Source organism: Pseudomonas sp. SbOxS1, assembly GCF_013416725.1.
In the GTDB taxonomy this organism is placed as follows: domain Bacteria; phylum Pseudomonadota; class Gammaproteobacteria; order Pseudomonadales; family Pseudomonadaceae; genus Aquipseudomonas.
In genome coordinates this window covers 263,626-286,700 of record NZ_JAAVXC010000008.1, presented here as the reverse complement: position 1 = coordinate 286,700, position 23,075 = coordinate 263,626, and the positions used below count along the sequence as shown (strand labels likewise).

Here is a 23,075-nt window from a genome sequence, read left to right as displayed (position 1 = left end):
AATTCCCTATGACTTTCCGTGAGTTACGGACTCCATAACGGGTGTTGCGTTCAATCCACCCGTCTTGACAGCTAGCGCAAATAACGCCTTGAACGGAAAAATGCTTATAATGCCCAGCGTTTTTTCCGCTTTTTTCTCAAGCGCGGGTCGTTCTCCTTAGCCTGAACCCTGATGCCAAATTCATTTTTTGCCCTGGATGTCCAAAAGCCTTGATTCGTCTGCTGAAATTTTTCGGTTGGTCCATCGTCGCCGTATTCTGCGGACTGCTTCTGGGTCTGAGTGGGGCGTTTCTTTACCTTAGTCCCGGATTGCCGTCCGTTGAGGCACTGAGAAGCATCCAGTTGCAGATTCCTTTGCGGGTGTACAGCAGCGACAACAAGTTGATCGCAGAATTTGGCGAAATGCGCCGCACACCGATCCGTTTCGCCGACATTCCCCCCAATTTCATTAATGCGTTACTAAGTGCTGAAGACGATAACTTCGCCAACCACTACGGCGTCGATCCCAGCAGCCTGATGCGCGCCGCCACTCAACTGGTCAAAAGCGGCCATATCCAGTCCGGCGGCAGCACCATCACCATGCAGGTGGCGAAGAACTTCTTCCTGACCAGCGAACGCAGCTTCTCGCGCAAAACCACCGAAATCCTCCTGGCCCTGCAGATCGAACGGCAACTGACCAAGGACGAAATCCTTGAGCTGTATGTCAACAAGATCTATCTGGGTAACCGCGCCTACGGCATCGAAGCGGCGGCGCAGGTGTATTACGGCAAGTCGATTCGCGACATCAGCCTGGCGCAAATGGCGATGATCGCCGGCCTGCCCAAGGCGCCTTCGCGATTCAACCCGCTGGCCAACCCGGCGCGCAGCAAGGAGCGCCGTGACTGGATCCTGGGGCGCATGTACAAGCTGGGCAAAATCAGCGAAGCCGACTACACCACCGCCATCAACGAGCCACTGAACGCCAGCTATCACGTGCCGACCCCGGAAGTGAACGCGCCCTACATCGCCGAGATGGCCCGCGCCGAAATGGTTGGCCGCTATGGCAGCGATGCGTACACGGAAGGTTTCCGCGTCACCACTACGGTGCCAAGCAACCTTCAGGAAATGGCCAACACCGCCCTCCACGAAGGCTTGATGACCTATGACCAGCGTCACGGCTACCGGGGCCCCGAGTCCCGCCTGCCGGGCAAGACGCGCGAGGCATGGGCGACCGAGCTGACCAAGCAACGCACCATCAGCAGCCTTGAACCGGCCATCGTTACCCAGGTCGACAAGAGCGGCCTGCAGGTGCTGACCCGCACCGGCAGCGAACACGTTGGCTGGGACAGCATGAAATGGGCTCGCCCATTCCTGAACACCAACAGCATGGGCGCCAATCCGAAGCAGCCTTCGGATGTGGCCCAGGTCGGCGATCTGATTCGGGTGCAGCGCCAGGCGGACAATTCGCTGAAGTTCAGCCAGATCCCGCAGGCTCAGGGCGCCCTGGTTTCCCTTGATCCGCAAAACGGCGCCATCCGCTCGCTGGTTGGCGGTTTCGCCTTTGAGCAGAGCAACTATAACCGCGCCCTCCAGGCCAAGCGCCAGCCGGGTTCGAGCTTCAAGCCTTTCGTCTACAGCGCCGCACTGGATAACGGCTATACCGCCTCCAGCCTGGTGAACGACGCACCGATCGTGTTTGTCGACGAATACCTGGACAAGGTCTGGCGTCCGAAAAACGACACCAACACCTTCCTCGGCCCGATCCGCCTGCGTGAAGCGCTCTACAAGTCGCGCAACCTGGTTTCGATCCGCCTGCTGCAAGCGATGGGCGTCGGCAAAACCATCGACTACATCAGCCGCTTTGGCTTCAACAAGCAGGACCTGCCGCCCAACCTGTCCCTGGCCCTGGGCACCGCGACCCTGACGCCAATGGAAATCGCCACGGGCTGGAGCACCTTCGCCAACGGCGGCTACAAGATCACCCCGTACATCATCGACAAGATCGAAAGCCGCAACGGCGACACGCTGTTCGTTGCCAACCCGCCCAGCGTGCCGAAGGGCGGCGCCGCAACCGACGGTATCGCCGCACCCGTTGCCGAAGCCTTTACGGTCAATGCAACGCCTGGCCAGGTACCGGGCGCGCAAGCAGCCCCGCAAGCACCTGCCGTGGCTGAACGCATTGTCGATGGACGTACGACATACATCCTCAACAGCATGCTGGAGGACGTGATCAAGCTCGGTACCGGCCGTCGCGCCCTGGCCCTGGGCCGCGGCGATATTGCCGGCAAGACCGGCACCACCAACGAATCCAAGGACGCCTGGTTCTCCGGCTACAACGCCGATTACGTCACCACCGTCTGGACCGGCTTCGACCAGCCTGAAAGCCTGGGTCGCAAGGAGTTTGGCGGCACCGTCGCCCTGCCGATCTGGATGAACTACATGGGCGCTGCGCTCAAAGGCCTGCCACCACACACCCAGCCAGAGCCGGAAGGCATCCTGAGCCTGCGGGTAGACCCGATCAGCGGCCGTGCAGCCACTCCAGGCACGCCAGGGGCCTACTTCGAACTGTTCAAGGTCGAAGATACGCCTCCGACGGGCAATGAGCTGGGCAACGGCAATGCGCCAGGCAGCCCGCTACCGGCGGATGAGGGCGCGCCGATCGATTTGTTCTGATCGCAGCCACATCAAAAAGCCCTGCCCTCGTGAGAAGTGCAGGGCTTTTTATTGCCTGCCAGATTTGCATTCATTTAACTACCGCCTTCGCGGGCAAGCCCGCTCCCACAGGAATCGCATAAACCCTGTGGGAGCGGGCTTGCCCGCGAAGAGGCCCCGCACAATCGATGCAAAAATCACAGATATAAAAAAACCCCGACTCAAAACGAGCCGGGGCTTTCGGTTGAAGCGCTACAACGGTTTAGCCGTTGAACACGTCATCCACGCTTTTCAGCGGGTAGTTCTTCGGATACGGCAGGGTTGCCACGCCGGTCTCGATCGCAGCCTTGGCCACGGCATCGGAGATCACGGTGATCAGGCGGGCGTCCATTGGTTTCGGAATGATGTACTCACGACCGAATTCCAGCTTGATGCCGCCGTAGGCGTCGCACACTTCCTGAGGCACTGGCAGCTTGGCCAGTTCGCGCAGGGCGTTGGCCGCAGCCACTTTCATTTCTTCGTTGATGCGCTTGGCGCGAACGTCCAGGGCACCACGGAAGATGAACGGGAAGCCCAGAACGTTGTTGACCTGGTTCGGGTAGTCCGAACGGCCGGTGGCCATGATCACGTCGTCACGGGTGGCGTGCGCCAGCTCCGGGGAGATTTCCGGATCCGGGTTCGAGCAAGCGAACACGATCGGGTTCGGCGCCATCGACAGCAGGCCTTCAGCACTCAGCAGGTTCGGGCCGGACAGGCCGACGAACACGTCTGCGCCTTGCAGGGCATCTGCCAGGGTGCGCTTGTCGGTCGCGTGGGCGAAGACAGCTTTGTACTGGTTCAGGTCGTCACGGCCAGAGTGGATCACACCGGTACGGTCAACCATGTAGATGTTTTCGATGTTGGCACCCATGCTCACCAGCAATTTCATGCAGGAGATGGCGGCAGCACCGGCACCCAGGCACACGATCTTGGCTTGCGGCAGGGTTTTGCCAGCGATTTCCAGGGCATTGATCATGCCGGCCGCAGTCACGATTGCGGTGCCGTGCTGGTCGTCGTGGAATACCGGGATGTCGCACTGCTCGATCAGGGCACGTTCGATCTCAAAGCACTCAGGCGCCTTGATGTCTTCCAGGTTGATGCCACCGAAAGTGATGGAGATGCGCTTGACGGTGTCGATGAAGGCTTGCGGGCTTTCGGAGTCGACTTCGATGTCGAAAACGTCGATGCCGGCGAAGCGCTTGAACAGCACGCCTTTACCTTCCATTACTGGCTTGGAGGCCAATGGGCCGAGGTTACCCAGGCCCAGAATCGCGGTGCCATCGGAAATAACTGCAACCAGGTTGCCTTTGCCGGTGTACTTGTAGGCCAGCTCAGGATCGCGGGCGATCTCGCGTACTGGTTCAGCTACGCCCGGGCTGTAGGCCAGCGAAAGGTCGCGGGCAGTAGCAGTGGCCTTGGTGAGCTCGACACTCAGCTTCCCTGGACGAGGATTGGCGTGATATTCGAGAGCGGCAGTTTTCAGATCAGACATTTTGGCATTCCGCTTTTACTGTTGGACAGACTGGTCAGCGAGGATACGCGCCTGACAAAATCCCCACAAGACTGACCGGTCACCCCTGTCAAGCGCCCCACCCTACGACTTTGGCCCAAGAGCCGCGGAACACAAGGGATAGACTGTTCACAATCCAAGTAAAAAATGTCTACAATAATTTGAAAATAGCCATTGCAGCCAAATCACAGGCACAAAAAAGGCGTCCCGGGGGACGCCTTTTTCATCAGCATGGAAAAACTGTCGCGTTTCCCCAGGATGATCGGCCTTAGGCCTTTTTCGCACCGAAAGCACCGAAACGGTCTGCGAAGCGCTGAACGCGGCCGCCAGTGTCCAGAGTCTTCTGCTTACCGGTGTAGAACGGGTGGCATTCGTTGCAAACGTCGATCGCCAGGGCTTTGCCGAAGGTCGAACGGGTTTCGAACTTGTTGCCGCAGCTGCAGGTAACAGCAACTGCTGGGTATTCTGGATGGATATCAGCTTTCATGGTGTCTTCCTCGGGCTAGCGTGCCGCCACCCAACACTATTGTTGAATACCGCACGTAATTAGGCCGCGGATTCTACCAGACAATGCCAATCACGCAAGCTGTCCCTCAAACCGGTCGTCTGCTAGGCTCCCGGCCCAATGCGCGATCCTTGTGGGAGCGGGCTGTGGCGAGGGGATTCATCCCCGTTGGGGCGCGAAGCGGCCCTGAAAATGGGACTGCTACGCAGTCCAACGGGGGATGAATCCCCTCGCCACAGCCCGCTCCCACAGGTTATGTATCAAGCCCTTTATTGCCTGCTTAGAGAATCCCCCGCGTGCCCGACGCCATTCTGCGCCTCGCCCTGCCTTCGCCCCTGCGCCGCCTGTTCGACTACCGGGCACCGGCTGGCGTGCTGCGTGCGCAGTTGCACCCCGGCATGCGTTTGCGGGTACCGTTCGGCCGGCGGGAGATGATCGGGATTCTGGTGGAGGTCACCGATACCAGCGAAGTGCCGGCGGAAAAACTCAAACCAGCCCTCGCCCTGCTTGACGCTACGCCGCCGTTGCCGCCCACGCTGTTCAAGCTGTGCCTGTGGACCTCGCAGTACTACCAGCACAGCCTCGGCGACACCTTGAGCTGGGCACTGCCGGTATTGCTGCGCCAGGGCGAACTGGCCGAAGCGCGCCAGGAGCGTTTCTGGTCCGCCGCGCCGGGCGCCAGCCTCGATGACCCGCGTATCGCCCGCGCCCCGCGCCAGCGCGAAGCCCTGGCAACGCTCGCCCAGCACCCCCACGGCGTGGCGCATCAGTTGCTGAGCAAGCTGATGCTGAGCAAGGACAGCCTCGACCTGTTGCTGGCCAAGGAATTGGTCCAGGTCGAAATCCGCAGACACGCCCCCGGCGCCCGACACGACCACTGGCTGGCCCAACCCGAACTGCCACTCAACCCGGAGCAGCGGGCAGCCTATGAAGCCATTCGCTCCGGATTCGACAGTTACCATGCGTTCCTGCTCGCTGGCGTTACCGGCAGCGGCAAGACCGAAGTCTATCTGCAACTGATTCGCGAAACCCTGGAGGCCGGCAAGCAGGCACTGGTGCTGATCCCGGAAATCAACCTGGGCCCGCAGACCCTGGCGCGTTTCGAGCAACGTTTCAACGCGCGCATCGCGCTGATTCACTCGGCGGTCAATGATCGCGAACGTCTCGAGGCCTGGCTCGCCGCCCGCGATGGTGAAGCCGACATCATTATCGGCACCCGCTCGGCACTGTTCACACCAATGAAAAACCCGGGCCTGATCATCATCGATGAAGAGCACGATGGTTCCTATAAACAGCAGGAAGGCTTGCGTTATCACGCACGCGATCTGGCGCTGGTCAGGGCTCGCCAGGAAAACATCCCGATTGTCCTGGGCTCTGCCACGCCCTCTCTGGAAAGCCTGCACAACGCCTACACCGGCCGCTATGGCCTGCTGCGGCTGAACGAGCGCGCTGGCGGGGCCAAGCAACCACGATTCCTGCGCCTGGATGTGAAAAGCCGGCCTCTGGACAGCGGTATTTCCGGCCCCATGCAACAAGCCATCGGCCAGACCCTCGCCGCCGGCCAGCAGGTGCTGATATTCCTCAACCGCCGAGGCTTTGCCCCGACACTGCTGTGTCATGACTGCGGCTGGATGTCCGAGTGCCAACGCTGCGATGCGCGCATGACCGTGCACCAGCGCTATGGCGAACTGCGCTGCCATCATTGCGGCTATGTCGAGCGTGTGCCGCGCCAGTGCCCCAAGTGCAACAAGGTCGACTTGCGCCCCGTGGGGGCCGGCACCGAACGGGCCGAGGAACGCCTGGGGATCCTCTTTCCGGACTATCCGGTGCTGCGGGTCGACCGCGACAGCACCTCGCGCAAGGACGCGATGAACCAGTTGTTCGCCACCATCCAGAAAGGCCAGCCATGCATCCTGGTCGGCACGCAGATGCTCGCCAAGGGCCACCACTTTCCACGGGTAACCCTGGTCTCGATCCTGGATGCAGACGGCGGGCTGTTCTCCGGCGACTTCCGCGCCAGTGAGCGCATGGCGCAACTTATCGTCCAGGTCGCCGGTCGGGCAGGCCGGGCGGAAGAGCCGGGCAAGGTGATCATCCAGACGCACCTGGCCGACCATCCGCTGCTGGTACAGTTGACCGAGCAGGGTTACTTCGCCTTTGCCGAGCAGGCCTTGAGCGAACGTCGCGCAGCCGGCCTGCCGCCGTTTGCGCATTTGGCATTGCTGCGGGCCGAGGCGCACAAGCCCGGCCAAGCCGAAGGGTTTCTAGATGAGGCCTGCAGCGAGGCCGAGCGCTTGCTCGCTGAACAGAACTTGAGCGGAATCGAACTGCTGGGGCCGGTGCCGGCACCGATGGAACGTCGGGCCGGGCGTTATCGCGCACAGTTGTTGTTGCAGGCGTCAGCACGGGCGCCGCTGCACCGGTTGCTCGCCAGCTGGTTGCTGGTGCTGGAGCAGATGCCCAGCGGGCGGGCGGTGCGTTGGTCGCTGGACGTTGATCCAGTCGATTTGTATTGACCGCAAGATCGCCTTCGCGGGCAAGCCTCGCTCCTACAGGGTTTGGGTGACCTCCTGCCCGCACTGGACCTGTAGGAGCGAGGCTTGCCCGCGAAGGGGCCCGATTTGTCACCGCATATCCATAACCTGCCCGCTATAGTTGGCAAGGCCGCCTCGGCAACGGATAATGCCCAGTTTTTCCACCAGCGCATTGATGCGCCGCCGCGCCAGCGGTCGAAAGAGAAGACCATGAAAGACACCATTCGCCAGCTGATCCAACAAGCCATCACCCAACTCGTCAACGAAGGTGTGTTGCCTGAAGGCCTGTCGCCGGCGATCCAGGTTGAAAACTCCCGCGACAAAAAGAACGGCGACTTCGCCAGCAACATCGCCATGATGCTGGCCAAGCCTGCGGGCATGAAGCCGCGCGACCTGGCGGAAAAAATCATCGCAGCCCTGCCAGCTGACGAAAACGTCTCCAAGACCGAAATCGCCGGCCCTGGCTTCCTGAACTTCTTCCAGAACACCGACGCCCTGGCCGCGCGCCTGGACGCCGCCCTGGCCGACGCCCACATCGGCGTGCGCAAGGCCGGCCCGGTACAGCGCACCGTGGTCGACCTGTCGGCACCGAACCTGGCCAAAGAGATGCACGTCGGCCACTTGCGCTCGACCATCATTGGCGATGGCGTAGCCCGCGTGCTGGAATTCCTCGGTGACGAAGTGATCCGGCAGAACCACGTCGGCGACTGGGGCACCCAGTTCGGCATGCTGATGGCTTACCTGCAGGAAAACCCGATCACCAGCGACGAGCTGTCGGACCTGGAAAACTTCTACCGCGCCGCCAAGGGCCGCTTTGACGAATCCGAAGAGTTCGCCGACCGCGCCCGTGGCCTGGTGGTCAAGCTGCAGGCTGGCGATCCCGATTGCCTGGCGCTGTGGACCAAGTTCAAGGACATCTCGCTGTCCCACTGCCAGAAGATCTACGAGCTGCTGAACGTCAAACTGACCATGGCCGACGTGATGGGCGAAAGCGCCTACAACGACGACCTGATCAATGTGGTCAACGACCTGAAGGCCGCCGGCATGCTGGTCGAGAGCAACGGCGCCCAGTGCGTGTTCCTCGACGAGTTCAAGAACGCCGACGGCGACCCGCTGCCGGTGATCATCGTCAAGGCTGACGGCGGCTACCTCTACGCCACCACCGACCTGGCCGCCGTGCGCTACCGCAGCGGCAAGCTCAAGGCCGACCGCGCCCTGTACTTCGTCGACCAGCGTCAGGCCCTGCACTTCCAGCAAGTGTTCGCAGTCGCCCGCAAGGCCGGCTTCGTGACGCACCCGATGGAAATGGAACACATGGGCTTCGGCACCATGAACGGCGCCGACGGTCGCCCGTTCAAGACCCGTGATGGCGGCACCGTGAAGCTGATCGACCTGCTGACCGAAGCCCAGGAACGCGCCTACACCCTGGTCAAGGACAAGAACCCGGAGCTGGCCGAAGCCGAGCTGCGCAACATCGCCAAGGTGGTGGGCATCGGTGCGGTGAAATACGCCGACCTGTCCAAACACCGCACCAGCGACTACAGCTTCAACTTCGACCTGATGCTGAACTTCGAAGGCAACACCGCGCCGTACCTGCTGTACGCCTACACCCGCGTGGCTGGTGTGTTCCGCAAACTGGGCAAGGACTTCAGCGAAGTCGAGGGCCAGATCGTTCTCGAAGCAGCGCACGAGCACGAACTGGCGGCGAAACTCGCGCAGTTCGGCGAAGTGCTGAACAACGTGTCCGAGAAAGGCACGCCGCACATCCTCTGCACCTACCTGTACGACGTCGCCGGCCTGTTCTCCAGCTTCTACGAGAACTGCCCGATCCTCGCTGCCGACACCCCGGAACAAATGCAGAGCCGTCTGCGCCTCGCCGCGCTGACCGGACGCACTCTCAAGCAAGGCCTGGAACTCTTGGGCCTGGAAACTCTGGAGCGTATGTAAGTTGGCTGCCAAGAAAAAACCTGCACCCAAGCGTGGCGCCAGCCGTTACCAAGCTCCAGCAAAGCAACCGATCCCGGGTTGGCTGTGGATGGCCATCGGCCTGACGGTCGGTGCTTTCATCGTATTCCTGATGAAGCTGGAGCCGGGTAAAGGCAGTGACACGGTCAAGCGCGAGAAAGTCGAGCAGCAACAGAAAGCCACCAAGATCGCCGAGGCCAACAAGACCCCGCCGAGCCCGACACAGCCGGTGAAGCCGAAGTACGACTTCTACACCCTGCTGCCGGAATCGGAAGTCATCGTGCCGCCGGATGCGGTGCCGGAAAAAACCCTGCCGACACCACAAGTGCCGGCCATTCCGACCACGCCGGTTACCCCAGCGGAAGCGGCGAAGATCGATACCGCCCGCGCCCAGGCCGCCCTGGCTGGCATTACGCCGCCGCCAGCGCCACCCGTGGCCAAGGCCGCACCGGTGACCAAGTTCTTCCTGCAGGCCGGATCGTTCCGCAAGGAGGCTGACGCCGACAAGGTGCGGGCGCAGATCATTCTGCTGGGTCAGGCGGTGGCGGTTGAATCAGGGACGGTCAAGGACGAGACCTGGTATCGGGTATTGGTGGGTCCGTTCAGTAACCGTGAGCAGCTGACCACGGCACAGAAACAACTGGCCGGCGCCGGCTTCAGCAATCTGTTGTTACAACAACGCCAAAACCGCTGATCCACACCCTGTGGCGAGGGGATTTATCCCCGCCGGGCTGCGTAGCGGCCCCCAAAATTGGCCTGCTGCGCAGTCCAGCGGGGATAAATCCCCTCGCCACAGTCATCACACGCCATTCGTCCCCCACCGCCACCCACAGTTGAAATCCACTCCACCACCCCCATATGAATGGGCATACGGCATTTTCGCCCCGCAGCGTGGAGACTCTTCCCTTGACCACCATCGTTTCAGTTCGCCGCCACGGCAAAGTCGTCATGGGCGGCGACGGCCAGGTTTCCCTTGGCAATACCGTGATGAAAGGCAACGCGAAAAAAGTTCGTCGCCTGTACCACGGCCAGGTCATTGCCGGTTTTGCCGGTGCCACCGCTGACGCCTTTACCCTCTTCGAACGCTTCGAAGGCCAACTTGAAAAGCATCAGGGTCACCTGGTACGCGCAGCTGTCGAGCTCGCCAAGGAATGGCGTACCGACCGTTCCCTGAGCCGCCTCGAAGCCATGCTCGCCGTTGCCAACAAGGACGCCTCGCTGATCATCACCGGCAACGGTGACGTGGTCGAGCCAGAAGACGGCCTGATCGCCATGGGCTCCGGCGGCGCCTATGCACAAGCCGCGGCCAGTGCACTGCTGAAAAAAACCGATCTGTCGGCCCGGGAAATCGTCGAAACCGCCCTCGGCATTGCCGGCGACATCTGCGTATTCACCAACCACACCCAGACCATTGAGGAGCAGGACTGCGCCGAGTAAGCCTGATTCGGCCCCGTGCCACGGCTCATTCTTGCTTGAGGTCCTTTGAATATTATGTCCATGACTCCCCGTGAAATCGTCCACGAACTCAATCGCCATATCATCGGCCAGGACGATGCCAAGCGCGCCGTCGCCATTGCCCTGCGCAATCGCTGGCGCCGCATGCAGCTGCCTGAAGAGCTGCGTGTTGAAGTAACGCCAAAGAACATCCTGATGATCGGCCCGACCGGTGTCGGTAAAACCGAGATCGCCCGTCGCCTGGCGAAACTGGCCAACGCGCCTTTCATCAAGGTCGAAGCCACCAAGTTCACCGAAGTCGGCTACGTCGGCCGTGACGTCGAATCGATCATTCGTGACCTGGCCGATGCCGCGATCAAGCTGCTGCGCGAACAGGAAATCGTCAAGGTACGCCACCGCGCCGAGGACGCTGCGGAAGAGCGCATTCTCGACGCCCTGCTGCCACCGGCACGCATGGGCTTCAGCAGCGACGATGCCCCAACCCAGGATTCCAACACCCGTCAGCTGTTCCGCAAGCGCCTGCGCGAAGGCCAGCTGGACGACAAGGAGATCGAAATCGAAGTCGCCGAAATGGCCGGCGTCGACATCTCCGCGCCACCGGGCATGGAAGAAATGACCAACCAGTTGCAGAGCCTGTTCGCCAATATGGGCAAGGGCAAGAAGAAAGCCCGCAAGCTCAAGGTCAAGGAAGCGCTGAAGCTGGTGCGCGACGAAGAAGCCAGCCGCCTGGTCAACGATGAAGAGTTGAAGGCCAAGGCCCTGGAAGCGGTCGAGCAGCATGGCATCGTGTTCATCGACGAAATCGACAAGGTCGCCAAGCGCGGCAACTCCGGCGGCGTCGATGTGTCCCGCGAAGGCGTGCAGCGCGACTTGCTGCCGCTGATCGAAGGCTGCACCGTCAACACCAAGCTGGGCATGGTCAAGACCGACCACATCCTGTTCATCGCCTCCGGCGCCTTCCACCTGAGCAAGCCAAGCGACCTGGTGCCCGAGCTGCAAGGTCGACTGCCGATCCGTGTCGAACTCAAGGCCCTGAGCCCGGAAGATTTCGAGCGCATCCTCAGCGAACCCCACGCCTCGCTCACCGAGCAATATTGCGCACTGCTGAAAACCGAAGGCCTGGGCATCGAGTTCCTGCCGAGCGGTATCAAGCGCATTGCCGAGATCGCCTGGCAGGTCAACGAGAAAACCGAAAACATCGGCGCCCGCCGCCTGCACACCTTGCTTGAACGCCTGCTCGAAGAAGTGTCTTTCAGCGCCGGCGACCTGGCCAGCGTGCATGACGACAAGGTGATCCAAATCGACGCCGACTACGTCAACGGCCACCTGGGTGAATTGGCGCAGAACGAAGACCTGTCCCGTTATATCCTGTAGGTCATGTGATTCCTTGTAGGAGCACGGCTTGCCGGCGATGGCGCACCTGAGATCGCCATCGCCGGCACGCCGTGCTCCTACAAGGGTCAGACCATGCATACAAACGGACATCCGGTCATGACCCAACTTCCCACCGACATCAAGCTGCACAAAGCCTCGAAAACCCTGACGCTCAAATACGCGTCCGGCGAGGAATACACCCTGCCCGCCGAATTCCTGCGAGTACACTCTCCCTCTGCCGAGGTCCAGGGCCACGGCAAACCCATCCTGCAATTTGGCAAGATCAACGTAGGACTGAGCAAGATAGAACCTGCCGGTCAGTACGCATTGAAGCTGACCTTCGACGATGGCCACGACAGCGGCCTGTTCACCTGGGAATACCTCTACGAACTGGGGCGGCGCCATGACGCACTCTGGGACGATTATCTTGCCGAGCTCAAGGCCGCAGGAAAAACCCGCGACCCGAACGAATCCGTCGTCAAGCTGATGCTCTAGCCCGCACCTCTTGCTCTTTAGAGGGCATTTTCTAATTCCATCTGTTTGAATGCTCGGCTTCAGGGTCGACGCCTGGCCCGCTTGCGAAAAAAATTAAACTCGGGTAACCAATGGAGCTGGCAAGTTCCCTGCAGTGCTCTCTGAACTGAAAAGCAGTGATGCAGAATTAACGGTCACCCGAGCGTAGTACCTGGCATTGGCTGTGTGACTACACAGTGGGACCAAGGTACTCGTCTCAGGGCAATGGAGCGTCGTAGATGAGTGACAAGAGTAACGATGAGTTGAAGTATCAAGCCTCGGAAAACACCCTGGGGCTCAATCCTGTCGTTGGGCTGCGTGGAAAGGATCTACTGGCTTCTGCTCGAATGGTGCTTAGGCAGGCCATCAAGCAACCGGTGCATAGCGTCAAACATGTCGCGCACTTTGGTCTTGAACTCAAGAACGTGCTGTTTGGTAAATCCGGGCTGCAACCGACCAGCGATGACCGTCGCTTCGCCGATCCGGCCTGGAGCCAGAACCCGCTCTACAAACGCTATTTGCAAACCTACCTGGCGTGGCGCAAGGAACTCCACGCCTGGATCGACGAAAGCAACCTCGGCCCCAGCGATGTGGCACGCGGGCACTTCGTGATCAACCTCATGACCGAAGCCATGGCGCCGACCAATACTGCGGCCAACCCGGCGGCGGTCAAACGCTTTTTCGAAACCGGCGGCAAGAGCCTACTCGATGGCCTCTCGCACCTGGCCAAGGATCTGGTACACAACGGCGGCATGCCGAGCCAGGTCAACATGGGCGCGTTCGAGGTCGGCAAGAGCCTGGGCGTGACCGAAGGCGCGGTGGTGTTCCGCAACGATGTGCTGGAACTGATCCAGTACAAGCCGACCACCGAGCAGGTGCACGAACGCCCGCTATTGGTGGTGCCGCCACAGATCAACAAGTTCTACGTTTTCGACCTGAGCCCGGACAAGAGCCTGGCGCGGTTCTGCCTGCGCAACAACGTGCAGACCTTCATCGTCAGCTGGCGCAACCCGACCAAGGAACAGCGCGAATGGGGCCTGTCGACCTACATCGAAGCCCTCAAGGAAGCGGTTGATGTCGTTACCGCGATCACCGGCAGCAAAGACGTGAACATGCTCGGAGCCTGCTCCGGCGGCATCACCTGCACCGCGCTGCTGGGTCATTACGCAGCAATCGGCGAGAACAAAGTCAACGCCCTGACCTTGCTGGTGAGCGTGCTCGATACCACCCTCGAAAGCGACGTCGCCCTGTTCGTCAATGAACAGACCCTTGAAGCCGCCAAGCGCCACTCGTACCAGGCCGGCGTCCTGGAAGGCCGCGACATGGCGAAGGTCTTCGCCTGGATGCGCCCCAACGACCTGATCTGGAACTACTGGGTAAACAATTACCTGCTGGGCAACGAACCGCCGGTGTTCGACATCCTGTTCTGGAACAACGACACCACCCGGTTGCCCGCGGCGTTCCACGGCGACCTGATCGAGCTGTTCAAAAACAACCCACTGATTCGCCCGAATGCACTGGAAGTGTGCGGCACCGCCATCGACCTCAAGCAAGTGACGGCCGACATCTTTTCCCTGGCCGGCACCAACGACCACATCACCCCGTGGAAGTCCTGCTACAAGTCGGCGCAGCTGTTTGGCGGCAACGTTGAGTTCGTGCTGTCGAGCAGTGGGCATATCCAGAGCATCCTGAACCCACCGGGCAATCCGAAATCCCGTTACATGACCAGCACTGAAGTGGCGAACAATGCCGATGAGTGGCAAGCGAACGCCACCAAGCACACCGATTCCTGGTGGCTGCACTGGCAGGCCTGGCAGGCCCAACGCTCGGGCGAGCTGAAAAAGGCCCCGGCAAAACTGGGCAACAAGGCCTATCCGCCGGGTGAAGCGGCGCCAGGCACGTACGTGCACGAACGGTAACTGACACACCCAGCTCCCCGTGTGGGAGCGAGCTGTGGCGAGGGGATTCATCCCCGTTCGACTGCGAAGCAGTCGTAAAATCAATGCACCTGGTGTACCTGATACACCGAGGTTGCAGGTTTTGGGGCGGCTTCGCCACCCAACGGGGATAAATCCCCTCACCACAAAAGCTCGCTCCTGCAAGGGTTCAGGGATGAATTAACCCACAGGGCCAGAAGCATGCCGCAACCGTTCATATTCCGCACCGTCGACCTGGATGGCCAGACCCTCCGCACGGCGGTGCGCCCCGGCAAGCCTCACTTGACGCCACTGCTGATTTTCAACGGCATCGGCGCCAACCTGGAGCTGGTGTTTCCATTCGTCGCCGCGCTGGACCCGGACCTGGAAGTCATCGCCTTCGACGTGCCCGGTGTCGGCGGTTCGTCCACGCCGAATCTTCCGTATCGCTTTCCAAGCCTGGCCAAACTCACAGCACGCATGCTCGACTACCTCGATTACGGGCAAGTCAATGTGATCGGCGTGTCCTGGGGTGGCGCCCTTGCGCAACAGTTCGCCTATGACTATCCAGAGCGTTGCAAGAAGCTTGTCCTGGCAGCGACGGCAGCGGGCGCGGTGATGGTGCCGGGCAAGCCGAAAGTCTTGTGGATGATGGCCAGCCCACGGCGTTACATCCAGCCCTCCCATGTGATCCGCATTGCGCCAATGATCTACGGCGGCGCGTTCCGTCGCGACCCGACGTTAGCCGCGAGCCATGCGGCAAAGGTGCGTTCGGCGGGCAAGCTCGGTTACTACTGGCAACTGTTCGCCGGCCTCGGCTGGACCAGCATTCACTGGCTGCACAAGATCAACCAGCCGACCCTGGTCCTGGCCGGCGACGACGATCCCTTGATCCCGCTGGTCAACATGCGATTGCTGGCCTGGCGGATTCCCAATGCCCAGTTGCACATCATCGATGACGGCCATCTGTTCCTGATTACCCGGGCCGAAGCGGTGGCACCGATCATCATGAAGTTCCTCGAGGAGGAGCGCCAGCGTGCGGTGATGCACCCGCATCCGGCGCCATCGGGTGGCTGACCGGCCCATTTTTTGTATGGCAAAGAGGGGGCGGCAGGACATCGCACCGCGCAACAACCCGTTACAGCGTCTATGGTGTTCTGGTTCGGTGTTTTGTATTTGGCCTGAAGACGAAGGAGTGTTGAGTCATGCGCGATAAACCTGCGAGGGAGTCACTACCCACTCCCGCCAAGTTCATCAATGCACAAAGTGCGATTACCGGCCTGCGCGGCCGGGATCTGGTTTCGACTTTGCGCAGTGTTGCCGCCCATGGCCTGCGCCACCCCGTGCATACCGCGCGACACGCCTTGAAACTGGGTGGCCAACTGGGTCGCGTGCTGCTGGGCGACACCCTGCATCCCACCAACCCGCAAGACCGTCGTTTCGACGACCCGGCGTGGAGTCTCAACCCCTTTTATCGCCGCAGCCTGCAGGCCTACCTGAGCTGGCAGAAACAGGTCAAAAGCTGGATCGACGAAAGCAACATGACCCCGGATGACCGCGCCCGCGCGCACTTCGCGTTCGCCCTGCTCAACGATGCCGTGTCGCCGTCCAACAGCCTGCTCAATCCGCTGGCGATCAAGGAAATCTTCAACTCCGGCGGCAACAGCCTGGTGCGCGGGATCGGCCACCTGGTCGATGACCTCCTGCATAACGACGGCTTGCCCCGGCAAGTCACCAAGCACGCATTCGAGGTCGGCAAGACCGTCGCCACCACCACCGGCGCCGTGGTGTTTCGCAACGAATTGCTGGAGCTGATCCAGTACAAGCCGATGAGCGAGAAGCAGTATTCCAAACCGCTGCTGGTGGTGCCGCCACAGATCAACAAGTACTACATTTTCGACCTCAGCCCCCACAACAGCTTCGTCCAGTTCGCGCTCAAGAACGGTCTGCAAACCTTCGTCATCAGTTGGCGCAATCCGGATATACGCCACCGCGAATGGGGCCTGTCGACCTACGTTGAAGCGGTAGAAGAAGCCATGAACGTCTGCCGGGCGATCACCGGCGCCCGCGAAGTCAACCTGATGGGTGCCTGCGCCGGCGGGCTGACCATTGCCGCCCTGCAGGGTCACCTGCAAGCCAAGCGCCAGTTGCGCCGCGTTTCCAGCGCGACGTACCTGGTGAGCCTGCTCGACAGTCAACTGGACAGCCCGGCCACGCTCTTCGCCGACGAACAGACCCTGGAAGCCGCCAAGCGCCGCTCCTACCAGAAAGGTGTGCTGGACGGCCGCGATATGGCCAAGGTCTTCGCCTGGATGCGCCCCAACGATTTGATCTGGAGCTACTTCGTCAACAACTACCTGATGGGCAAGGAGCCGCCGGCGTTCGACATTCTCTACTGGAACAACGACAACACACGCCTGCCGGCTGCCCTGCATGGCGACTTGCTGGACTTCTTCAAGCACAACCCGCTGAGCCATCCCGGCGGCCTGGAAGTGTGCGGCACCGCGATCGACCTGCAGAAGGTCACCGTCGACAGTTTCAGCGTGGCCGGCATCAACGACCACATCACGCCGTGGGACGCGGTGTATCGCTCAACCCTGCTGCTCGGTGGCGAGCGCCGTTTCGTCCTGTCCAACAGCGGTCATGTGCAGAGCATTCTCAACCCGCCGAACAATCCGAAAGCCAACTACCTCGAAGGTGCAAAACTGAGCAGCGACCCCAGGGCCTGGTACTACGATGCCAAGCCCGTAGAAGGCAGCTGGTGGACGCAATGGCTGGGCTGGATTCAGGAACGCTCGGGCGCGAAAAAAGAAACACACATGGCCCTCGGCAATCAGGATTATCCACCGATGGAGGCGGCGCCCGGGACTTACGTGCGCGTGCGCTGATGTTCAACGACCACGGTCTCTACCGGCCGTGGCATGACCCGATCATAAGAAGACTGGATGAAAACCCGCGAACGGATCCTCGAATGTGCCCTGCAGTTGTTCAATGAGAAGGGCGAACCGAATGTTTCCACCATGGAAGTTGCCAACGAAATGGGCATCAGCCCGGGCAATCTGTACTACCACTTCCACGGCAAGGAACCGCTGATTCTCGGCTTGTTCGAACGTTTCCAGACCGAACTGGCCCCGTTGCTCGATCCCCCGGCCGACGTCGAGCTGGCCCCTGAAGATTACTGGCTGTTCCTGCACCTGATCGTCGAACGCCTGTCCCACTATCGCTTTCTGTTCCAGGACCTGTCGAACCTGGCCGGGCGCCTGCCGAAACTGGCCAAGGGTATTCGCAACCTGCTCAATGCGCTCAAGCGCACACTGGCGTCGCTGCTGGCCCGATTGAAGGCCCTGGGGCAACTGGTCAGCGACACCCAGGCGCTGGGGCAACTGGTGGAGCAGATCACCCTGACACTGCTGTTCTCACTGGACTATCAGCGGATACTCGGCCGCGCAGGCGAAGTGCGATTGGTGGTCTACCAGATCATGATGCTGGTGGCACCGCACTTGCTGCCACCGATCAAAGCGGCGACTGAGCAAATGGCGCTGCAGTACCTGGAAGAGCATTAAGATCTTTTCAAGCCTCAAACAAAAACGCCCGACCTTGGCAGGCCGGGCGTTTTTTTAGAGCCCTGAACGATCAGGACTGACTGGTTGGCGTCGATGGAGCTGGCGCGGCAGTCTGGGTTACAGCAGGGGTCGGCGCGGCAGCGGAGTTCGCAGCGCTGGCCGGAGCGGCCGAAGCAACCGGCGTTGCCGGTTTGGCTGGAGCCTCTGCTGGTTTGGCGGCGGCAGCTTTTGGAGCGGCCGGTTTTTTCACTGCTGGTTTTTTCGCAGCAGCAGGTTTTGCTGCTGGCTTGGCTGCCGGTTTGGCGGCAGCGGTTTTCGCTGCAGGCTTGGCGGCGGCTTTAGCAGCTGCCGGTTTGGCCGCAGGTTTGGCGGCGGCTGGCTTGGCAGCGGCAGTTTTTGCAGCCGGTTTAGCAGCTGCTTTAGCAGCAGGTTTGGCTGCCGCTTTGGCCAATGGCTTGGCTGCGGTTTTGGCGGCAGGTTTAGCTGCCGCGGTTTTCGCCGCAACAGGCGCAACCTTGGCACCGGTGAGTTTTTCGATTTGCTTGGTCAGGGTATCGACCTTGCTGTGCAGCGCCTTGACTTCATTGCGGCTCGGCACGCCCAGGCGCGAAATGGCGCTGTTCAGGCGCTTGTCGAAAGCACCTTCGAGCTCATCCCACTTGCCCAGTGCACGATCTTTCACGCCACTGATGCGCGACTTGGCCGACGAAGCGGAGTCCTTGGCGGCGTCGACAGTCTTGCCAACAGCGCTCTTGGTGAGCTTCTCGGCTTTCTCGCCGTCCTTGACCAGCGAGTCGAAGAGTTTGCTGCCGTCAGTGTCGATCTTCGAGTACACGCCCAAACCAGCCAGCCAGATCTTGCGGGAGTAGTCTTCGACTTTCCCGATCCACGAGCTGCCTTCTTTGTCAGTATTCTTTTTACCAGCCATCCCGTTCTCCTTAAGATTTACGCTCGACGCGTTCGAGCAGTGCCGTGAGCTCATCGAGCTTGGCAGAGAGTGCCTCAACGTCATGTTTAGACGGAATGCCGATACGATTCAAGGTACTTGCGACACGCGTGTCGAACGCTCTCTCGACTTTGTCGAGTTGCAGTTCGACCTTGCCTTTGAAAGTGCTCACTTCACTCTTGGCTTCATCGATCTCGGCATTGGCCGCTTCAAGCTTCTCGGCAACTACTTTTTTGCCTTTGGTTTCAACTGCTTGCCCGGCCTTGATCAACTCTTGAAAGTACTCGCTACCCTCTTGGCCGACCTTGGTGTAGGCACCCAGGCCTGCCAGCCAGATCTTGCGGGCATACGATTTGACGTCATGCAGAGCGGTCGTCGATGCGTCGATTTTTTTCTTCAAAATAACTTTTGCCATGGTGCACCTCACGCGCAGAAGGTTTGAGGAACTGCCCGGATAAGTGTCGGGCTCTGGCACAAAGTAGGGAGAAAAATTAGAAACGGCACCCTAACAACCGACATGATTCATTGGCCGCACCACAAAAAAATGTAGGAGTGAGCCTGCTCGCGATGACGGAGTGTCAGTCAACATTTATGTCGGCTGACACTCCGTCATCGCGAGCAGGCTCACTCCTACAGGGGATGTGGTTCGACTCGGGAATCAGACGAGCGCTTTATCCAACGCCTTTTCGATTTCCGCCTTGATCATGCCGCTCATGGCCGACATCATCAGGCCCAACTCCACATCGACCTTGATCGAGTCGTCAGTGACATGCACCGCGCCTTTCACACCGGAGCGCTTGAGGTTCAGGGTGTCACCGGACCACTGCGGCTCCAGGCCATATTGATCGGAAAGTTTTTGCGCCAGCTTGTCGGCCTTCTCGCGGGCCGCTTCCTTACCCAGGCCGTGGGCACGCTCAACACTAAAATGGGCCATTGAATGACTCCTGCTTTATGAATGCTTGTTCATTGAATCTTGACCGCTGCTGCGGCAAAACGTCCCGAGGGTGATCCATCTTACCTGCAGCCTTGCCAAGACAAAGCATCCCTTGGGGATTAGAATGTCGCGCATTCTCTTTTGGTGACAGCGATATGACTGATCAGCGCAAAGGCAGCGATGCCGAACCCACCACTCACTTCGGCTTCAAAAACGTTCCGGAAAGCCAGAAAGCGGAAAAAGTCGCTGAGGTTTTCCACTCGGTAGCCGCCAAGTACGACCTGATGAACGACCTCCTGTCGGGCGGCATGCACCGTCTGTGGAAGCGATTCGCGATCGAATTGTCGGGCGTGCGCACCGGTAACCGGGTGCTGGACATCGCTGGCGGCACGGGCGACCTGACCCGCAAGTTCTCGCACCTCGTTGGCCCGACTGGCCAGGTGGTGCTGGCCGACATCAACGAATCCATGCTCAAGGTCGGCCGTGACCGCCTGCTGGACCTGGGTGTGGCCGGCAACGTCGAATTCGTACAGGCCGATGCGGAAAAACTGCCGTTCCCGGACAACCATTTCGACTGCGTGACCATCGCCTTCGGCCTGCGCAACGTCACGCACAAGGAAGACGCCCTGCGCTCCATGTTGCGCGTGCTCAAGCCTGGTGGTCGCCTGCTGGTGCTGGAGTTCTCCAAGCCGACCAACGCGCTGATGTCCAAGGCCTACGACGCCTACTCGTTCGCCTTCATGCCGTTGATGGGCAAGCTGATCACCAATGACTCGGAAAGCTACCGCTACCTGGCCGAATCGATCCGCATGCACCCGAACCAGGAAACCCTGAAGTCGATGATGGTCGAGGCCGGTTTCGACCGCGTGACCTATCACAACATGACCGCAGGCATCGTCGCCCTGCACCGTGGCATCAAGCCCTGATGCTGCTCGCCGGCGTGCTCGCCAGCGTTGAGCTTGGCCTGAACCGGGTGCTTCGTCTCGACAGCACGGCGCTGCCGCGGCTGGCGCATTTGGCTGGCAAAGTGATTGCCGTCGATTGCCGCAGCCCGGCGTTGCAAGTGTTCATCATGCCCAGCGATGAGGGCCTGATGCTTGCGTCCCATTGGGAAACCGGCGCCGACTGCACCTTGCGTGCGCCGGCCTCCAGCCTGCTGAAGCTGGCGATGAGCAAGGACAAGACGGCGGTACTGCACGCACCAGAAGTCGAGCTCGACGGCGATAGCGGGGTGCTGCTGGAACTGGCAGCCATCCTCCAGGACCTTGAGCTGGACTGGGAGTACGAACTCTCACGCTGGCTCGGCCCCGTCGCCACGCAACTGGTCGGCGGTCACCTGCGCAGCCGCGCCCGCTGGTATCAGCAAGGGTTCGCCAGCCTCGGCCAGAACCTGGGCGAATACCTGGCCGAAGAATCACGCACCCTCGTCGGTCAGCGCGAAGCCGAAGCCCGATTCAGTGAACTGGACCAGATCAAACTCGATCTGGAACGTCTCGAGGCGCGTTTCGAGCGCCTTTCCCGATCCCTCGACCCAAGCGATAACGCATGAAGCTGCTTGCCGTCCGCCGTTTGTTGCGCATCCAGCGCGTCGTGATCCGCTACCGCCTCGATGACCTGCTGTTCGCCCTGCCGCTGCCCTGGTTCCTGCTGGTGCTGCGTTACGCCTTGCCGTGGCGCTGGTTTCCGCGCAAGACCCTGGACCTGAGCCGTGGCGCACGACTGCGCCTGGCGTTGCAGGACCTGGGGCCGATTTTCATCAAGTTCGGGCAGATCCTGTCCACCCGCCGCGACCTGCTGCCCGAAGACATCGCCGATGAGCTGATGATGCTGCAGGACCGCGTGCCGCCGTTCGACTCGCAAGTGTCGGTCAAGCTGATCGAAGAGCAGCTCGGCAAGAAAATCAGTGAAGTATTCAGCCGCTTCGACGTCGAACCGCTGGCCTCGGCGTCGGTGGCCCAGGTGCACGCCGCGCAACTGAAAACCGGTGAGGAGGTTGTGGTCAAGGTGATCCGGCCGGGCCTCAAGCCGGTGATCGCGCAAGATCTGGCGTGGCTGTTCATCCTCGCCCGCGCCGCGGAAAAACTCTCGGCCGATGCGCGCCTGCTGCACCCGGTGGACGTGGTCCAGGACTACGAAAAAACCATCTATGACGAACTCGACCTGCTGCGCGAGGCGGCCAACGCCAGCCAGCTGAAGCGCAACTTCGACGGTTCGCCGCTGCTCTATGTGCCACAAGTCTATTGGGACTGGTGCCGGCCGAAAGTGCTGGTGATGGAGCGCATATACGGCATCCAGGTCACTGACCTGGCAACCCTGGCTGACCAGCGCACCGACATGAAAATGCTCGCCGAACGTGGCGTGGAGATTTTCTTCACCCAGGTGTTCCGCGACAGCTTCTTCCATGCCGACATGCACCCCGGCAACATCTTCGTCAGCACCGTCAACCCGTGGAGCCCGCAGTACATTGCGATCGACTGCGGCATCGTCGGCAGCCTGACCCCGGAGGACCAGGATTACCTGGCGCGTAACCTGTTCGCGTTCTTCAAGCGTGATTACCGGCGTGTGGCCCAGCTGCACATCGATTCGGGCTGGGTGCCGGCGGAAACCAAACTCAACGAATTCGAAGCGGCGATCCGTACTGTGTGCGAGCCGATCTTCGAAAAACCATTAAAAGATATTTCCTTCGGCCAGGTGCTGATGCGCCTGTTCCAGACCGCCCGGCGCTTCAACATGGAAGTACAGCCGCAGCTTGTCCTGTTGCAGAAGACCCTGCTGAACATCGAAGGCCTGGGCCGTCAGCTGTACCCGGACCTCGACCTGTGGAACACCGCGCAGCCCTTCCTCGAGCGCTGGATGCGTGAGCGCGTCAGTCCTAAAGCCTTGTTTGGCAACGTGCAGAGCCAGATCGAACAGATCCCGCACCTGGCCAACATGACCCGCGACCTGCTCGAACGCCTGTCCCAGCCCCACGCCAGCGATCCGCCACCGCCGTGGCACCGTCGCCGCGATGACTGGTTCCTGCGCCTGCTCGGTACGGCCCATCTGGCCGGTGGCGCGATCCTCGCCGTGGGCGGGCCATTGAACGACCTGGCCTACTGGCCGGCGGGCATCATGATGGCGGTCGGCTTGTATCTGGTCGTTCGCCGATAGCCAGTTGTGCTGCGCACTGGCACACTGTTTCAACGTTGAGC

The 23,075-nt window shown here is 60.7% G+C and carries 19 protein-coding genes; 14 read left to right on the top strand and 5 right to left on the bottom strand.

Translation table 11 applies throughout. From position 1 onward, the window contains the following. The first annotated feature begins 209 nt into the window (after nt 1-209). Nucleotides 210-2,651, top strand: coding sequence for a penicillin-binding protein 1A (locus tag HFK74_RS13425; RefSeq protein WP_180203916.1), 2,442 nt, complete (start codon nt 210-212; stop codon nt 2,649-2,651). Nucleotides 2,652-2,892: 241 nt separating this feature from the next. On the opposite strand, the gene HFK74_RS13420 is transcribed toward HFK74_RS13425, so the two are convergent. Together HFK74_RS13420 and rpmE are read right to left on the bottom strand one after the other, a co-directional pair. Next, nucleotides 2,893-4,161 carry a malic enzyme-like NAD(P)-binding protein gene (locus tag HFK74_RS13420; protein WP_180203915.1) on the bottom strand — a complete coding sequence of 423 codons (1,269 nt, stop codon included), beginning with the start codon at nt 4,159-4,161 and terminating at the stop codon, nt 2,893-2,895. A 286-nt stretch (nt 4,162-4,447) separates the two neighbouring features. Next, nucleotides 4,448-4,666, bottom strand: coding sequence for a 50S ribosomal protein L31 (rpmE, locus tag HFK74_RS13415; protein ID WP_008047849.1), 219 nt, complete (start codon nt 4,664-4,666; stop codon nt 4,448-4,450). Nucleotides 4,667-4,980: 314 nt separating this feature from the next. On the opposite strand from rpmE, the gene HFK74_RS13410 reads away from it, so the two are divergent. From HFK74_RS13410 to HFK74_RS13365, 10 genes are all read left to right on the top strand, one after another. Further along, nucleotides 4,981-7,200: a primosomal protein N' gene (locus HFK74_RS13410; protein ID WP_180203914.1), complete on the top strand. Its 2,220-nt coding sequence runs from the start codon at nt 4,981-4,983 to the stop codon at nt 7,198-7,200. Nucleotides 7,201-7,428: 228 nt separating this feature from the next. After that, on the top strand, nt 7,429-9,165 hold the full coding sequence (argS, locus tag HFK74_RS13405) for an arginine--tRNA ligase (protein WP_180203913.1): 1,737 nt from the start codon (nt 7,429-7,431) through the stop codon (nt 9,163-9,165). Nucleotide 9,166: 1 nt separating this feature from the next. Then, nucleotides 9,167-9,877: an SPOR domain-containing protein gene (locus HFK74_RS13400; RefSeq protein WP_008058118.1), complete on the top strand. Its 711-nt coding sequence runs from the start codon at nt 9,167-9,169 to the stop codon at nt 9,875-9,877. A gap of 212 nt (nt 9,878-10,089) precedes the next feature. Further along, nucleotides 10,090-10,620, top strand: coding sequence for an ATP-dependent protease subunit HslV (hslV, locus tag HFK74_RS13395; RefSeq protein WP_007975582.1), 531 nt, complete (start codon nt 10,090-10,092; stop codon nt 10,618-10,620). A gap of 54 nt (nt 10,621-10,674) precedes the next feature. Then, nucleotides 10,675-12,012, top strand: coding sequence for an HslU--HslV peptidase ATPase subunit (hslU, locus tag HFK74_RS13390; RefSeq protein WP_008058117.1), 1,338 nt, complete (start codon nt 10,675-10,677; stop codon nt 12,010-12,012). Between the two features lie 117 nt (nt 12,013-12,129). Continuing rightward, a complete protein-coding gene (locus tag HFK74_RS13385) occupies nt 12,130-12,507 on the top strand; it encodes a gamma-butyrobetaine hydroxylase-like domain-containing protein (RefSeq protein WP_008058116.1) in 378 nt (125 codons plus the stop codon). A 257-nt stretch (nt 12,508-12,764) separates the two neighbouring features. Continuing rightward, nucleotides 12,765-14,444, top strand: a complete 1,680-nt coding sequence (gene phaC / locus HFK74_RS13380) for a class II poly(R)-hydroxyalkanoic acid synthase (RefSeq protein ID WP_180203912.1) — start codon at nt 12,765-12,767, stop codon at nt 14,442-14,444. A gap of 219 nt (nt 14,445-14,663) precedes the next feature. Then, a complete protein-coding gene (gene phaZ, locus HFK74_RS13375) occupies nt 14,664-15,518 on the top strand; it encodes a poly(3-hydroxyalkanoate) depolymerase (RefSeq protein ID WP_180203911.1) in 855 nt (284 codons plus the stop codon). A gap of 128 nt (nt 15,519-15,646) precedes the next feature. Beyond that, nucleotides 15,647-17,329, top strand: a complete 1,683-nt coding sequence (phaC, locus tag HFK74_RS13370; protein WP_180203910.1) for a class II poly(R)-hydroxyalkanoic acid synthase — start codon at nt 15,647-15,649, stop codon at nt 17,327-17,329. A gap of 57 nt (nt 17,330-17,386) precedes the next feature. Then, nucleotides 17,387-18,004 (top strand): TetR/AcrR family transcriptional regulator, encoded by a 618-nt coding sequence (locus HFK74_RS13365; protein ID WP_180203909.1) that lies wholly within the window; start codon nt 17,387-17,389, stop codon nt 18,002-18,004. Between the two features lie 70 nt (nt 18,005-18,074). Here HFK74_RS13365 and HFK74_RS13360 read toward each other — a convergent pair whose 3' ends face one another. From HFK74_RS13360 to HFK74_RS13350, 3 genes are all read right to left on the bottom strand, one after another. Then, entirely contained in the window at nt 18,075-18,932 is an 858-nt protein-coding gene (locus HFK74_RS13360) for a phasin family protein (RefSeq protein WP_180203908.1), read from the bottom strand. 10 nt (nt 18,933-18,942) lie between these two features. Continuing rightward, entirely contained in the window at nt 18,943-19,365 is a 423-nt protein-coding gene (locus HFK74_RS13355; protein WP_180203907.1) for a phasin family protein, read from the bottom strand. Between the two features lie 243 nt (nt 19,366-19,608). Further along, nucleotides 19,609-19,884, bottom strand: coding sequence for a polyhydroxyalkanoic acid system family protein (locus tag HFK74_RS13350; protein WP_008058103.1), 276 nt, complete (start codon nt 19,882-19,884; stop codon nt 19,609-19,611). Nucleotides 19,885-20,039: 155 nt separating this feature from the next. On the opposite strand from HFK74_RS13350, the gene ubiE reads away from it, so the two are divergent. The 3 genes from ubiE to ubiB are packed head-to-tail and all read left to right on the top strand — an operon-like array spanning nt 20,040 to nt 23,034. Beyond that, nucleotides 20,040-20,810, top strand: coding sequence for a bifunctional demethylmenaquinone methyltransferase/2-methoxy-6-polyprenyl-1,4-benzoquinol methylase UbiE (gene ubiE, locus HFK74_RS13345; RefSeq protein WP_007989286.1), 771 nt, complete (start codon nt 20,040-20,042; stop codon nt 20,808-20,810). After that, nucleotides 20,810-21,433: an SCP2 domain-containing protein gene (locus HFK74_RS13340; protein WP_180203906.1), complete on the top strand. Its 624-nt coding sequence runs from the start codon at nt 20,810-20,812 to the stop codon at nt 21,431-21,433. Before ubiE ends, HFK74_RS13340 begins: the two co-directional genes overlap by 1 nt. Next, nucleotides 21,430-23,034: a ubiquinone biosynthesis regulatory protein kinase UbiB gene (ubiB, locus tag HFK74_RS13335; RefSeq protein ID WP_180203905.1), complete on the top strand. Its 1,605-nt coding sequence runs from the start codon at nt 21,430-21,432 to the stop codon at nt 23,032-23,034. Before HFK74_RS13340 ends, ubiB begins: the two co-directional genes overlap by 4 nt. The last annotated feature ends 41 nt before the right edge of the window (nt 23,035-23,075 follow it).

Bases quoted from the DNA above. Each gene is read 5' to 3' on its own strand.
- HFK74_RS13420 (WP_180203915.1), bottom strand. From the start codon at position 4,161: ATGTCTGATCTGAAAACTGCCGCTCTCGAATATCACGCCAATCCTCGT.
- rpmE (WP_008047849.1), bottom strand. From the start codon at position 4,666: ATGAAAGCTGATATCCATCCAGAATACCCAGCAGTTGCTGTTACCTGC.
- argS (WP_180203913.1), top strand. From the start codon at position 7,429: ATGAAAGACACCATTCGCCAGCTGATCCAACAAGCCATCACCCAACTC.
- hslU (WP_008058117.1), top strand. From the start codon at position 10,675: ATGTCCATGACTCCCCGTGAAATCGTCCACGAACTCAATCGCCATATC.
- HFK74_RS13385 (WP_008058116.1), top strand. From the start codon at position 12,130: ATGACCCAACTTCCCACCGACATCAAGCTGCACAAAGCCTCGAAAACC.
- phaC (WP_180203912.1), top strand. From the start codon at position 12,765: ATGAGTGACAAGAGTAACGATGAGTTGAAGTATCAAGCCTCGGAAAAC.
- phaZ (WP_180203911.1), top strand. From the start codon at position 14,664: ATGCCGCAACCGTTCATATTCCGCACCGTCGACCTGGATGGCCAGACC.
- phaC (WP_180203910.1), top strand. From the start codon at position 15,647: ATGCGCGATAAACCTGCGAGGGAGTCACTACCCACTCCCGCCAAGTTC.
- HFK74_RS13365 (WP_180203909.1), top strand. From the start codon at position 17,387: ATGAAAACCCGCGAACGGATCCTCGAATGTGCCCTGCAGTTGTTCAAT.
- HFK74_RS13360 (WP_180203908.1), bottom strand. From the start codon at position 18,932: ATGGCTGGTAAAAAGAATACTGACAAAGAAGGCAGCTCGTGGATCGGG.
- HFK74_RS13355 (WP_180203907.1), bottom strand. From the start codon at position 19,365: ATGGCAAAAGTTATTTTGAAGAAAAAAATCGACGCATCGACGACCGCT.
- HFK74_RS13350 (WP_008058103.1), bottom strand. From the start codon at position 19,884: ATGGCCCATTTTAGTGTTGAGCGTGCCCACGGCCTGGGTAAGGAAGCG.
- ubiE (WP_007989286.1), top strand. From the start codon at position 20,040: ATGACTGATCAGCGCAAAGGCAGCGATGCCGAACCCACCACTCACTTC.
- HFK74_RS13340 (WP_180203906.1), top strand. From the start codon at position 20,810: ATGCTGCTCGCCGGCGTGCTCGCCAGCGTTGAGCTTGGCCTGAACCGG.
- ubiB (WP_180203905.1), top strand. From the start codon at position 21,430: ATGAAGCTGCTTGCCGTCCGCCGTTTGTTGCGCATCCAGCGCGTCGTG.